The 12,859-nt window shown below is 66.7% G+C and carries 14 protein-coding genes; 10 read left to right on the forward strand and 4 right to left on the reverse strand.

From position 1 onward, the window contains the following. Positions 1–32: 32 nt before the first annotated feature. From F787_RS0102845 to F787_RS0102855, 3 genes are all read right to left on the reverse strand, one after another. Entirely contained in the window at positions 33–1,334 is a 1,302-nt protein-coding gene (locus F787_RS0102845) for an acetyl-CoA carboxylase biotin carboxylase subunit family protein (RefSeq protein ID WP_028491251.1), read from the reverse strand. A 34-nt stretch (positions 1,335–1,368) separates the two neighbouring features. Beyond that, a complete protein-coding gene (locus F787_RS0102850; protein WP_028491252.1) occupies positions 1,369–3,378 on the reverse strand; it encodes a CocE/NonD family hydrolase in 2,010 nt (669 codons plus the stop codon). A 94-nt stretch (positions 3,379–3,472) separates the two neighbouring features. Continuing rightward, entirely contained in the window at positions 3,473–4,480 is a 1,008-nt protein-coding gene (locus tag F787_RS0102855; protein WP_019569399.1) for a 2-hydroxyacid dehydrogenase, read from the reverse strand. 158 nt (positions 4,481–4,638) lie between these two features. On the opposite strand from F787_RS0102855, the gene F787_RS0102860 reads away from it, so the two are divergent. The 9 genes from F787_RS0102860 to F787_RS0102900 all read left to right on the forward strand — a co-directional run bounded on the left by F787_RS0102860 (position 4,639) and on the right by F787_RS0102900 (position 11,820). Then, positions 4,639–5,751, forward strand: a complete 1,113-nt coding sequence (locus tag F787_RS0102860) for a 4Fe-4S dicluster domain-containing protein (protein WP_028491253.1) — start codon at positions 4,639–4,641, stop codon at positions 5,749–5,751. Beyond that, entirely contained in the window at positions 5,748–6,221 is a 474-nt protein-coding gene (locus F787_RS0102865; RefSeq protein WP_019569397.1) for a cyclic nucleotide-binding domain-containing protein, read from the forward strand. The genes F787_RS0102860 and F787_RS0102865 overlap by 4 nt, the downstream gene beginning before the upstream one ends. After that, the gene (locus F787_RS0102870; RefSeq protein ID WP_028491254.1) at positions 6,211–7,086 is read left to right on the forward strand and encodes an FAD/NAD(P)-binding protein; all 876 of its coding nucleotides are present in this window, start codon (positions 6,211–6,213) and stop codon (positions 7,084–7,086) included. Before F787_RS0102865 ends, F787_RS0102870 begins: the two co-directional genes overlap by 11 nt. After that, positions 7,083–7,871 (forward strand): oxidoreductase, encoded by a 789-nt coding sequence (locus F787_RS0102875; protein ID WP_019569395.1) that lies wholly within the window; start codon positions 7,083–7,085, stop codon positions 7,869–7,871. Before F787_RS0102870 ends, F787_RS0102875 begins: the two co-directional genes overlap by 4 nt. Further along, positions 7,868–9,166 (forward strand): Ni/Fe hydrogenase subunit alpha, encoded by a 1,299-nt coding sequence (locus F787_RS0102880; protein WP_028491255.1) that lies wholly within the window; start codon positions 7,868–7,870, stop codon positions 9,164–9,166. The genes F787_RS0102875 and F787_RS0102880 overlap by 4 nt, the downstream gene beginning before the upstream one ends. Positions 9,167–9,244: 78 nt before the next feature. Then, positions 9,245–9,517: a BrnT family toxin gene (locus F787_RS0102885; protein WP_018863205.1), complete on the forward strand. Its 273-nt coding sequence runs from the start codon at positions 9,245–9,247 to the stop codon at positions 9,515–9,517. Between the two features lie 25 nt (positions 9,518–9,542). Continuing rightward, positions 9,543–9,752 (forward strand): type II toxin-antitoxin system BrnA family antitoxin, encoded by a 210-nt coding sequence (gene brnA / locus F787_RS0102890; protein ID WP_018868807.1) that lies wholly within the window; start codon positions 9,543–9,545, stop codon positions 9,750–9,752. 210 nt (positions 9,753–9,962) lie between these two features. After that, entirely contained in the window at positions 9,963–10,436 is a 474-nt protein-coding gene (locus tag F787_RS0102895; RefSeq protein WP_155989580.1) for a hydrogenase maturation protease, read from the forward strand. 259 nt (positions 10,437–10,695) lie between these two features. Beyond that, entirely contained in the window at positions 10,696–11,820 is a 1,125-nt protein-coding gene (locus F787_RS0102900; RefSeq protein ID WP_028491258.1) for a Fic family protein, read from the forward strand. A 212-nt stretch (positions 11,821–12,032) separates the two neighbouring features. On the opposite strand, the gene F787_RS0102905 is transcribed toward F787_RS0102900, so the two are convergent. Next, the gene (locus F787_RS0102905; protein ID WP_028491259.1) at positions 12,033–12,260 is read right to left on the reverse strand and encodes a hypothetical protein; all 228 of its coding nucleotides are present in this window, start codon (positions 12,258–12,260) and stop codon (positions 12,033–12,035) included. A gap of 104 nt (positions 12,261–12,364) precedes the next feature. Here F787_RS0102905 and F787_RS0102910 point away from each other — a divergent pair, with 104 nt between their 5' ends. After that, positions 12,365–12,838 (forward strand): hypothetical protein, encoded by a 474-nt coding sequence (locus F787_RS0102910; RefSeq protein WP_028491260.1) that lies wholly within the window; start codon positions 12,365–12,367, stop codon positions 12,836–12,838. The last annotated feature ends 21 nt before the right edge of the window (positions 12,839–12,859 follow it).

A 12,859-nucleotide genomic window follows, 5' to 3' on the forward strand; every position in this document is an offset into this window, starting at 1 on the left:
AGGCGCCCCCTCTCGCCGATCCGGCACGAGGGTCAGGTGATGACCGCCTCGGTGTCCTTCTCGATGTCGAACTGCAGAACCGACAGGGCCTCGTCGTACTTGTCCAGCAGATCCGCCCGGTCGCGGCCGCCGATGAACACGTTGGCGATCTCGAAGCTGTACATGTCCTGGCCCTGCAGGTCCCTGAGGTGCTGACCCGGCTTCACCGGGATCTTGACCTCGGTGCCGGGCTGGCGGGTCTTCAGCCGGGTGATGGCCTCGGGGCTGGGGATACGCCGCACGCGGCCGGCTTCATGGGTGCGGAACATGAAATGGGCGGCCACGTTGAACTCGCCGTTACGCTCCATCGGCCGCGGCTTGCGTCCCAGCGCCAGGTCCACCATCACGGAATGGTGCGAGATGCCGTGCACCTTCTCGAAGATGTCCGAATGAGCCTGGGAGATCCGCGGGTTGATCTCCAGCAGCCACACCTGGTCGCCGGTCTGGTCGTAGTAGAACTCGGCGTTGAACGGCGAGTTGTCCAGGCCGGTTTGCTGCACCGCCAGCCGCGCGAGATCCATCATGCGGTGCTGGATCTCCAGCGGCAGCGAGGACGGGTATTCGTAGCGCGAGAACGACGAGCCGTCCTGTTCGGTCACCGAGTCGACCACGCCGTAGACATTCACCTGCCCGTTGTAGCTGTATCCCTCGAGGGTGCACTGCCAGCCGCCGATCGGCGATTCAGCCACGAAACTCTCGGGCATCTCGGCGATCTCCGGCGGGGCGCCGGAGCGCTGCATGAGCCAGGCGAAGGGCCCGCCGATGAAACCGCCCTTCTCGCGGCAGATCTGCATGACCGACCGGAACTGTCGCTCGTCGTTGATCTGGAAGGCGAGAAACGAACGGAACGACTTGATCGGCTTGATCCAGAACGGCGGCAGCATGCCGAGTTTCGACCACGCATTCTCGTCATGCGGGTCGAAGGCCCGAAAGCGCGGGATATGGTCGGGGATCACCTTGCGCTGCTCGAGCCGGCTCCAGTACTTGTGCTCGCACTTGAGCACGGCCTCCAGCGAGGGGCCGGGCACGCCGAAGCGCTCGGCCAGCAACGGGACCATCACGGTGCCGGGGAAGTCGTAGAAGCTGACGATGGCATCCACCGGCACGCCGGCCGCCTCGATGTTGCCGGCCGCACGTTCAATCAGCGCCTCCATGTCGAAGGACTCGACGTTGCGGATGTCGCTGAAATCCAGGGCCGAGTGGAACTCGCATTCGGCCGCCTGGGGCAGGCGCTCCAGCTTGGCCTGGTTGAAGGCATCCATGCCAACGACAAAAACGTGCTTCTTTTCGCTCATGCTCTCCCTCCCGGTTTCCCGGTATGTTGTCGGGTTACACCAGGTCGCGCGGGATGCTCTCGTCCCAGCTTTGCGCGTAGATGCGTACATCACCCTCGTAGGCGTCCAGGGTGGCGCGGATCCGGAAGGTGTCGGGGGTAGAGGTGAGCACGGTGCGGGTCACCGTGCGCACCGACCAGTCATCACGCCGGAAATGCCGGGTCTGCACCACCTCGCCCCGCACGGTTTCGTAGGACTCGCTGCGGTAGCTGTAGCGTTCGTGCACCTCCCGGCCAAAGGTCAGGTCATTGTCATGCAGCTGCAGCACGGGGTCGTTGTTGATCACGTTCAGGGCGACCTCGTTGGTCGCCAGGTTGTGCTCGGTCTTCCATTCCCGGTGGGCCGGGGCCAGCAGAGTATGCCCCGGGGTGGGGGCATGCCGCGGCTCGCCGAGATCCCGCGGGACGGGGGTGTCGGCGTCGACCCGGCGTTCCGGCAGATGCAGGCAGCAACCTTCCAGATGCAGCGTCAGACGTGCGGGTTCCGGTGCCGGCCACGCCAGCGGCCAGTAGGAACTGGAGATTGACAGGCGAATCCGATGACCGCGGCGAAACCGCTGGGCCACCTCGTTCAGCCGGAACCGGACACGGTAGCGCCGCCCGGGCTCCAGCGGCTGCGGGTCCTCGTGCCCGTCGCGATGCGTCAGATTGCGGATGCCGAAGGTGACGCGCGTGGCCCGGTCCTCCGGGTCCACATCGGACAGGCGCGCGGCGACCTGGGCCACCGGACGATCAGCCTCGATCTCCAGTTCCAGTTCGGTATCGCCCAGCAGGTCGAAGTCTTCGTCCAGCGGATCGGTCTCGAACACCAGTGCGCCGCCGTCTTCCAGGCGCTGGTCCGAAGGCAGGTCGGTGGTCTCGGCGTAGGAACACCACTTGCCGGCGAACAGCCCCACGCTCAGCGGGCTGCGGATGGTCAGGGTTTCCGCTTCATCGGTGCGTTCGCCGCCGGCGACCAGGCGCCCCCGGGCCAGACCGAATTCGTGGTAGTGGATATTGGGGCTGGGCCAGCGCTGCTCGGCGATCCACTCACCGGTGATCTCCGGGACCAGCGGGCTGCGCGCGTCGTGCAGCCACAGCCGTGCCATCGGATCGGCGTCCACGCCGCGGTCGATGCCCTTGAGCCAGTGGTCCCACCAGCGCACGCATTCGCCCAGGAAGTCGATGGTCGGCCCCGGCCCGCCCATGTGCGGATACTTGTGGCCCCAGGGCCCCACCAGCCCGGCGCGCGGTGCCTGCAGGTGCTCGAGCAGGCGGAACACCGTATTGGAGTAGCCGTCGGCCCAGCCGCTGACCGCCATCACCGGGACCTGGATGGCGCTGTAGTCCTCGCAGACCGAAGCGTGCTTCCAGTAGTCGTCGCGGCGCTGGTGCTCCAGCCAGTTGCGGATCCACAGGCCGGACCCCTCCAGCCGCTCGCGCCACATGTCGCGCCAGCGATCCTCGCCGACCACTTGCGGATCCGGCGGGCAGGAGTTGAAGCCGAACATGGTCGACGCCCAGGAAAGGTTGTCGGTCAGCAGACAGCCGCCCATGTAGTGCACGTCGTCGGCATAGCGGTCATCCGACGAACAAACCGAGATCACCGCCCCCAGTTCCGGCGGCTGCAGGGCCGCCAGCTGAAGCCCGTTGAAGCCGCCCCAGGACAGCCCGAACAGGCCGACCCTGCCGGAACACCACGGCTGCTGCGCGATCCAGCGGATCACCTCGAGGCCATCGTTGAGTTCCTGCTGCAGGTATTCGTCGCGCAGCACGCCCTCCGAGTCGCCGCTGCCGCGCAGATCCACGCGCACCCCGGCGTAGCCGTGCGCGGCGAAGAACCCGTGCACCTCCGCATCACGCAGGGCCTTGTGGTCGTTCTTGCGGTAGGGGATGTACTCGAGGATCGCCGGCACCGGGTTGTGCTCGGCGTCCTCCGGCAGCCAGATGCGGGCGGCCAGACGGCAGCCGTCGCTCAGGGTGATCCAGGTGTTCTCGATGACCCTTGCACCGTCGACCTCGCTCATCTTCTGTCCTCCCTGCCCGAATGGCCTCCGTTCAGGACATATATGGTGCCGGGCAGGGAAAATCAAGCGCCTCGATCGAGCGCCAGGCCCGTCATCACACCAGCCGGCCCGGCAGTTCCTCGTGGCCCTCTGGGTCGCGCGCCAGCACCTGCAGGTTGTGCACGGTGGTCTCGGCGATGCCGGTCAGTCCTTCGTGGGTGAGAAACGCCTGATGGCCGGTGACCAGGACGTTGTCGCGGCGGGTCAGGCGGACCAGCCGGGCATCGGGGACACCGTCCGGGGTGCCGGTCCAGTCGCGGAAGAACACCGGGCCTTCGTCTTCGTAGACATCCAGACCCGCTGCCCCGAGCTGGCCCGAATCCAGCGCGGCCTCCACCGCATCGGTGTCCACCAGCGCCCCGCGCGCGGTGTTGATGAGGATGGCCCCGCGCGGCATGCGCGCCAGCGTTTCGGCGTTGATCATGTGGTGGTTGTCGCGCGTCAGCGGGCACATCAGGCAGACCACATCGGAGGTCGCCAGCAGTTCGTCGAGGTCGGTGTAGGTGACGCCGGCGGCCTGCAGTTCCGAATCCGGGTACGGGTCCATCGCGCGAACGCGAGCCCCGAAGCCAAGCATGATGCGGGCGAAGGCCGCGCCGATCTTGCCGGTACCGACCACGCCGACGCTGCGCTGCGCGACGTCGAAGCCGACCAGGTTGTTCAGCCGGAAATCGCCGCGCCGGGTGCGCTTCCAGGCGAAGTGGGTGTGGCGGTTCAGGGTCATCAGCAGCGCCACCGCGTGCTCGGCGATGGCATTCGGCGAGTACGCCGGGACCCGGGCCACGCGCATGCCGATGCGGCGTGCATGTTCGTCATCCAGGTTGTTGTGGCCCGAGCAGCGCAGGGTCACCACGTGGATGCCGTGACGTTGCAGCCCGTCCAGGGTGGCCGCACACAGGTCGTCGTTGGTGAAGGCGCAGACCGCATCCGCACCGGCCGCGTCACCCACCGTCTCCGGGGTCAGGCGGCGCTCGTCCAGTACCGGCTCCATGCCGGCCTCGCGCAGCATCGGCACCAGATGCTCCTGATCGTGTTGCTGGGCACTGAATACGGCGACCTTCATCCATTTCCTCCGGTGGCTGGCCCGGGTCGGGCCCTGACTGATGACCTACAGCTTCGCACGACCGGGGCCCCGGATGCGCGTCGGGGCTGCCGGGGGTTGGCCCCGCAGGGGATTCTGGCGCAATATGGAAACCATCCCATCGGGAACGGGAGCACCCCGTGGAAGTGATCACACCCCAGGCCGTGGATACGCTGATCCGCCTGCTGGCCTCTGATGGCTACGAGGTGGTGGGTCCAACACGGCGCGACGGCGCGATCGTCTACGACCGGGTGCACGGTCTCGACGACCTGCCGGCGGGCTGGACCGACGAGCACGCCCCCGGCCACTACCGCCTGCGCGAGCGCGGAGACGGCGCCCTGTTCGGCTACGTGGTCGGCCCGCATTCCTGGAAGAAGTACCTGTTCCCCCCGCAGGAGACCCTGTTCCGGCTGACCCGCCAGGCGGACGGCAGCTTCACCACCGAGCCGGGCGAATCCGACGCGCCGCCGCGTGCGTTCATCGGCATGCGTGCCTGCGAGCTGGCGGCGATCGGCGTGCAGGACCGGGTGTTCCTCGGACAGGCGGTGCAGGACCGCGGCTATGCAGCGCGGCGCCGGGACGTGTTCATGGTCGCGGCCCACTGCGCCGAGCCCGGCGGCACCTGCTTCTGCGCCTCCATGGATACCGGACCGCGCGCCCGCGAGGGCTTCGACCTGGCCCTGACCGAGGTGATCGATGCCACGCAGCATTTCCTGATCGCCGAGGCCGGGAGCGAGGCCGGGCGCGCGATGCTCGACCGGCTGGAGCCGCGCCCGGGCACGGACGCCGAGCAGGCCGCCGCCGAACGCGTATGGGCCGAGGCCCCGGAAAAGATGGGCCGGCAGATGCCCGGCGACGCGCGCGAGGTACTGAACCGGGCCTTCGAACACCCGCGCTGGGAGGAGACCGCCGAGCGCTGCCTGTCCTGCTCCAACTGCACCCTGGTCTGCCCCACCTGTTTCTGCTCGCAGATCGAAGAGGTCCCGGACCTGGAAGGCCAGCGCACCGAGCGGGTGCGGCGCTGGGACTCCTGCTTCAACCAGGAACACTCGCACCTGGTCGGCGGCGCCCACCGCGACTCGGTAGCCGCGCGCTATCGCCAGTGGATCACCCACAAGCTGGCGACCTGGCACGACCAGTTCGACACCTCCGGCTGTGTCGGCTGCGGACGCTGCATCACCTGGTGCCCGGTGGGCATCGACATCACCGAGGAGGTCACCGCGGTGCGCCGCGACCCGGAGGGCCGGGCATGAACGAGCTGCTGGCGATCCTCGAAGACCAGCCGTTCTTTGCCGACATGGAGCCGGAACACCGGCGCCTGCTGGCGGCCTGCGCCGCGAAGCTCAGCTACCCGGCGGACACGCGGCTGATGCGCGACCACGAGCCGACGGAGACCTTCTGGCTGATCCGAGAGGGCCAGGTCGCGCTGGAGAGCCCGCTGCGCGAAGGCTGCGTGACCTTCCAGACCCTGGGGCCCGGCGACATCCTCGGCTGGTCGTGGCTGCTACCGCCGTATCGCGCCAGTTACGACGCCCGGGCGATCACCGATCTGCAAACCCTGCACTTCGATGCCGGCGTGCTGCGTGAACATATGGAGGCCGACCCGGCGTTCGGCTACATGCTGATGAAACATTTCTCCGCACTGATCGTGCAGCGGCTGCAGGCCGCGCGGCTGCAGGCGCTGGACATCTACAGTCACGGAGGGCCCGGGCATGGCACCTGAAACCCTGCAGCCCCGCGCCGACAGCGCCCTGCCGGAACAGGCGATGGCGCCACAGCCCTGGCGCATCCATTCGGTGCGCCCGGACGTCGCCAGCAACGAGGTGTTCAGCTGGACGCTGTACCCCGAGCCGGGAGTCGACCCGGGGCCACCGCCGGCGCCCGGGCAGTTCAACATGCTCTACCTGTTCGGCGTGGGCGAGGTGCCGATCTCGGTGTCCGCGATCACCGCGGATGGCGGCATCGTGCACACCACCCGCGCGGTGGGCAGCGTGACCCGCACGATGCAGGATCTGGGACCCGGCGCGGTGGTCGGCCTGCGCGGGCCGTTCGGTACCGCCTGGCCGGTGGAGCAGGCCCATGGCCGCGATCTGGTGCTGGTCGCCGGCGGCATCGGCCTGGCCCCGCTGCGGCCGGTGATCCATGCGGCGCTGGAACGGCGCGACGACTTTGGTCATGTGGTGATCTGTTACGGCGCGCGCTCGCCCGGTGACATGATCTTTCGTGACGAGCTGGAGGCCTGGGGCGCGCGCGACGATCTCGACCTGCGCATCACCGTGGACCGCGGCACGGCCGCGTGGCGCGGCGATGTCGGCGTGGTCACCCAGCTGATCGACCGCGGCGGCTTCGACCGGCGCAACACGCTGGCGATGGTCTGCGGCCCGGAGGTGATGATGCGCTTTGCCGCGTCGTCGCTGGAGCGCCGCGGTGTCAAGCCGGAAGACATCTTTGTCTCCATGGAGCGCAACATGCGCTGCGCGCTGGGTTTCTGCGGGCACTGCCAGATCGGGGCGCAGTTCGTCTGCCGCGACGGCCCCGTGTTTCCCTACCCGGTAATGGAACCGGCCTTCCGGATACGCGAGCTATGAGTCGGGAAAAGCCTACCCTCGCGGTGTTCAAGTTCGCCTCCTGCGACGGCTGTCAGCTCTCGCTGCTGGACTGCGAGGACGAGCTGCTGGCGGTGACCGACCGGATCCAGATCGCGCACTTCCCCGAGGCCACCCGCACCCGCATCGACGGGCCCTGGGACCTGACGCTGGTGGAGGGCTCGATCACTACGCCGGAGGCGGCCGAAGAGATCCGCGAGATCCGCCGCGCATCGAAGTTCCTGGTGACCATCGGCGCCTGTGCCACCACCGGCGGCATCCAGGCCCTGCGCAACTTTGCCGACGTCGAAGAGTTTACCCGCCAGGTCTACGCCCACCCGGAGTACATCTCGACCCTGGCCACCTCGGATGCGATCAGCCAGCACGTGCCGGTGGACTTCGAGCTGCGCGGCTGCCCGATCGACAAGTACCAGCTGCTGGAGGTCATCAGCGCCTTCCTCTACGGCCGCCGCCCGCAGGTCTCCAGCGCCAGCGTCTGCGAGGAGTGCAAGCGGGCGGGACAGGTCTGCGTGATGGTCGCCCACGGCACGCCTTGCCTGGGTCCGGTCACCCACGCCGGCTGCGGCGCGCTGTGCCCCGGCTGCCACCGCGGCTGCTACGGCTGCTTCGGCCCCAAGGAGACGCCCAACGCGCCCGGCCTGTCCGGGCAGCTGGAGGCCCTCGGCATGGAGCGCGCCACCCGCGTGCGCTTCTACCGCACCTTCAATGCCGGCGCCGACGCCTTCCGCGAGGAGAGCGAGCGCGAAGAATCAGGAAACGGACCATGAGCGAGACCCGCACCATCGAAGTCGACTACCTCGCGCGCGTGGAGGGCGAGGGCGCGATGTACGTGCGCACCGAGGGCGACCGCGTGGAGGAGGTGAAGCTGTCGATCTTCGAGGCCCCGCGCTTCTTCGAGGGCTTCCTGCGCGGGCGCGACTTCCGCGAGGCCCCGGACATCACCGCGCGCATCTGCGGCATCTGCCCGATCGCCTACCAGCTGGGCGCCTCGCTGGCGATGGAGGACGTCTGCGGGGTAACCGTGGATGGCGTGCTGCAGGACCTGCGCCGGCTGGCCTACTGCGGCGAATGGATCGAGAGCCACGCGCTGCACGTGTTCATGCTCCACCTGCCGGACTTCCTCGGCTATCCCGACGCGGTCACTGCCGCGAAGGACCACCCGGACATGGTGCGCAACGGCCTGCGCATCAAGAAGATTGGCAACTCCATCCTGCGCCTTTTGGGCGGGCGCGAGATCCACCCGGTCAACCTGCGGGTCGGCGGCTTCTACCGCACGCCGACGCCCGACGAGGTCGCCGGGCTGCGCGAGGATCTGGCCTGGGGCCTGGAGGCGTCCTGCGAGGTCGCCGAATTCCTCGCCACCCTCGACTACCCGAACCTGGAGCGCGACTACGAGTTCGTGTCGCTGGTGCACCCGGACGAATACCCGATCACCCACGGCCGGCTCGGTTCCGGCAGCGGTCTGGACGCCGCCATCCGCGACTACGACGACGTCTTCACCGAGGAACACGTCGCCCACTCCAACGCCCTGCACAGCCACCGCTCCGACAGCGGCGAACCGGTGTTCATGGGCCCGCTGGCACGCTTCGCCCTGAACCGCGAACGCCTCACCCCGCGCGCCGCCGAACTGGCCGAGCGCGCCGGGCTGGGCGCGGCCTGCCGCAACCCGTTCCGCAGCATCCAGGTGCGCATGATCGAGATCGTGCTCGCCTTCGAGGAGGCCCTGCGCCTGGTCGACGGCTACCGGACCGCGCCGGCCCAACCCGCGCGGCCGGTCACCCCGCGCGCCGGCACCGGCTTCGGCGCCACCGAGGCCCCGCGCGGCATCTGCTACCACCGCTACAGCATCGACGAGGCGGGCCTCATCACCGACGCCAGGATCGTCCCGCCCACCTCGGTCAACCAGCCCACCATCGAGGCCGACCTGCGCGAACTGGTGCAGACCCATCTCCATCTGCCGGACGACGAACTGCGCCACCACTGCGAGGTGGCCATCCGCAACTACGACCCCTGCATCTCCTGCGCCACCCACTTCCTCGACCTCACCGTCGACCGCCGGTGAAGCCCTGCACAAAACGGAACCCTTGGCTCTGCGCAAGTGAGGACCCGTTTGATAGAATAAAGGTATAATTTCTACACCATGCATTCATTCGAGTTCGACGAACGGAAGAGTCGATCGAATCTGGAGAAACACGGCATCGACTTCGTGACCGCCCAGGCCCTCTGGCGTGACCCCGATCTGCTCGAGGTCCCCGGCCGCACGGAGGACGAACCCCGCTTTCTGGTGATCGGTCGCATTGAAAGGAGGCACTGGACCGCCGTTGTCACTCACCGAGAGGCCTGCGTCCGTATCATTTCGGTACGCAGGTCGCGCAAAGAAGAGGTAGCGCTGTATGAAAGCGAAGACATTTGACGAGCGCTTTGACAGCGGAGAAGAGATGACCGATGCCCTGGATCTGTCCGGGGCCCAACGACCGCTGCGCAAACAGCGGCGGGTAAACGTGGACTTCCCGGACTGGATGATCGAGTCCCTGGACCGAGAAGCCAGCCGATTGGGCGTCACCCGTCAATCCATCATCAAGATCTGGCTGGCGGAGCGGCTGGAAACGACCACTGCTGCCCGGAAAAGCGAGAGCACGCCACGTTAGCCACCGCCAGGTATCGATCAGGAGCGCCCCGTGGCACGACCACCCGGACAGACCCCACGGGAAAAACGGCTGCCTGCGGCTTCCGAGGCAGACGGGCGGCGATCGGACCTGAGCGACGAACACCGCGAAGAAACTCTCAAGGCGGCAAGAAACACCCCCGTAGCACCTGAACACCCGCAAGAGGCATCCGCTGCCGCTCCCGACATGCCAATGACCGACAAAGAGGCGCTGGTCATCGGCATCGGCAACCCCTGGCGCGGCGACGACGGCATCGGCCACGCCGTGGTGGATGCACTGGCCGATACCCCGGATCTTGCCACCGCGAAGAGCCACGGCGAGCCCGCCGAACTGATGGAGCTGTGGCAGGGCCACGACCCGGTGATCCTCGTCGATGCCATCGTCACCGGCGCTGCGCCCGGCACCCTCCACCGGCTGGACGCCCGCGAGCCGCTGCCGCGCGGCGCCCGCTACTCCTCCCACGGCATCGGCCTCGCCGAGGCCGTCGAACTCGCCCGCTCGCTGGACGAACTCCCGGACACCCTCATCGTTCACGGCATCGAGCCTGCCCGCCTCGAAGATGGCGCCGGCCTCTCGCCCGAGATCCGCGACAGCCTTGCCCGGGTCGTCAGCCGAATCACGAGCGATCTCGCCGAGGCGGTATCCGGGTCTCGCGGCACCCCCTGAATCGATTCAGTCCAATGGCAAACAACCGCCTTGGTCCGGGATTCGGGGCCGATCAGGAAACTTGGCACGCTTGTCGCTCACCGACCTCGCCGAATGAACAACAAACAAGTTTGACAGTAACGGAATGCCGGCAAGCCCCATTGAGATCAATAATCCGGCCATTATTGAACGCAAACCCTGTTGGGGTCTTCTTGTTGACGACAAAGCCATTTGTTGCTCAAATCCAGTCATTGGTTAATCACAAACGAGCGTGGGCGACATGAACATCGACTGTACTCGCGCCGTGCATTACCACACCGGTGACTTCCCGCCCCGCCCGCTCGATTACAGCCGTCTCATGCCGTCGTTGCTGGCCGCAACCGATGCGCTGGCGCGCTACGACCAGACCCTGCAGAACATCCATAACAGCGAAATCTTCCTGGCCCCGCTACGCAGCCAGGAGGCCGTGATCTCCTCGCGCATGGAAGGCACCATCAGCACGCTCGACGAGATTCTGGAGCTGGAAGCGGAACAGGACGAAAACGAGACCGGGGCCACCGGACTGTACCGATCCGACGTTGTCGAAACGGCCCTGTACCGACGGGCCCTCAATACGGCCCAGGCACAGCTCGAAGACGGCTACCCGCTCTCCGAGGGCCTGATTCGCAGCATCCACCAACAGCTACTCTCGTTCGGGCGGGGGGCGGAGAAATCCCCCGGCCAGTACAAGACGGAGCAGAATTACGTCGGTGAACGCGGCAGCCGGGAGGCCCGTTTCGTTCCCGCGACACCCGAACAGCTGGTCAGCGGCATGCAGACGCTGTTCGCGTTCATAGCCAGCGACGATGTACCGCTGTTGCTCCGCACCGCGCTGGCGCACGCGGAGTTCGAGGCCCTGCACCCGTTCAAGGACGGCAACGGCCGCGTGGGACGGATGCTGATCACGCTGATGTTGTGGCACGGAGGAGCCATATCCGCGCCACATTTCTATGTGAGTCGCTACTTCGAAGAACAAAAGGACGAGTATGTTGCCCGGTTACGCGAGGTATCGGCCAGCGGCCACTGGGAGGAATGGTGCTGCTTCTTTCTGGACGCCGTGCGTGAACAGGCCCGGAGGAACACGGACGTGGCCCGCTCCATTCGCGATCACTACGAGGAAATGAAAGTCCGTTTTGCCGATGTCCTCGGCTCCCGGTATTCCGTCCTCGCACTCGACTACCTGTTCACCTGGCCGGTCTTTCGCAACAGCCACTTCACACAGTCCGCGGGAATTCCCCGACAAACCGCCGCGCGCTTTACCCGTGTGCTTCTTGAAGAAGGCCTTCTGCAGCCGGTGCGCGAGGCTGCTGGCCGCCGTTCGGCCGTCTATCGCTTCGAGTCCCTGATGCGGCTCGTCCGCGTTTGACTCCTTTCTGCATTCAAAGGCCTGTGCTGGATGCGCCCGGACGGCAGACACGCATTTTTCCGTGGCGACAGAAGTGGGCCGCACTCTCCGACCCGGGGGAGTTCATTCGCGAGGTCTATCCGGGTCCGTGAGAAGAAAGGGGCCGGATACGACGAGAGACCCGGCCCCGTTTCCATTTTTACGTCGGACGAAAAGGGCAGCCCGAGGCTGGCCTATTTGTGGACGATCTCCTCCTTCAGGGAATAGGAAATACCGAGTACTTCGTCGCAGACCGGACGCGGATAATCCATCTCCTGCATGGCCTGCACGATGTCGTCGAGTGCCCAGTACCGGGGACCCACCGTCTGGTTCTGAAGGTGAAGCTCGACAATGCGGTTTACGAGCTTGTCGATTCCGGCCTGGCCACCGAGCCGGTCGTAAAGCGTTTCGGTTTCGGACATGACAACTACTCCCTATGCTCTGGTTTAAACGGAACAGATGCATCGAGCATCCACACGGAAGGCGTGACAGTTCCTGTCACGATACGGACAAGGAGAAGTGAGAGATGGCGGATCCAGATCTGATACAGGTACGCGCGGCCCTCGACGCCGGTGACTTTGCCCGGGCGCGCGAGCTGATTAACGACCTCACCCTCCCGCCTTCGTCGGAGCTGCTGGAACTCCGGGCCATGGCGGCATATGGAGACGGAGACCTGGAAGGGACTCTGGTCGCGGATGCACCGGACAACCCGGTCCGGGCGTGGATCGCTGCGGTCAGAACCTACGAACGTCTGATGTGCGGCGACATGCCGGGGACCGGACACTGGGCGCGAAAGGCGATGGAAAGGGGACACAGGCCCGGCCTGAAGGCACCGGCAATCATCGGACAGGTAGCCCACGCCAGAGCCCGCATCCATGATGGCGCGGTCGACGAAGGGCTGAGTGCGCTGGACGATGTGGCCGTTGAGCTGACCGCCGGCGCCCTGGGCCCTGTGGGTTTTACACCCTGTTGGGCATTTTTTGCTCGCAACGTGGTCTGAACGAACATGAAGGGGCAAGCA

It is taken from the genome of Thioalkalivibrio sp. ALE19 (assembly GCF_000428605.1).
Classification (GTDB): domain Bacteria; phylum Pseudomonadota; class Gammaproteobacteria; order Ectothiorhodospirales; family Ectothiorhodospiraceae; genus Thioalkalivibrio.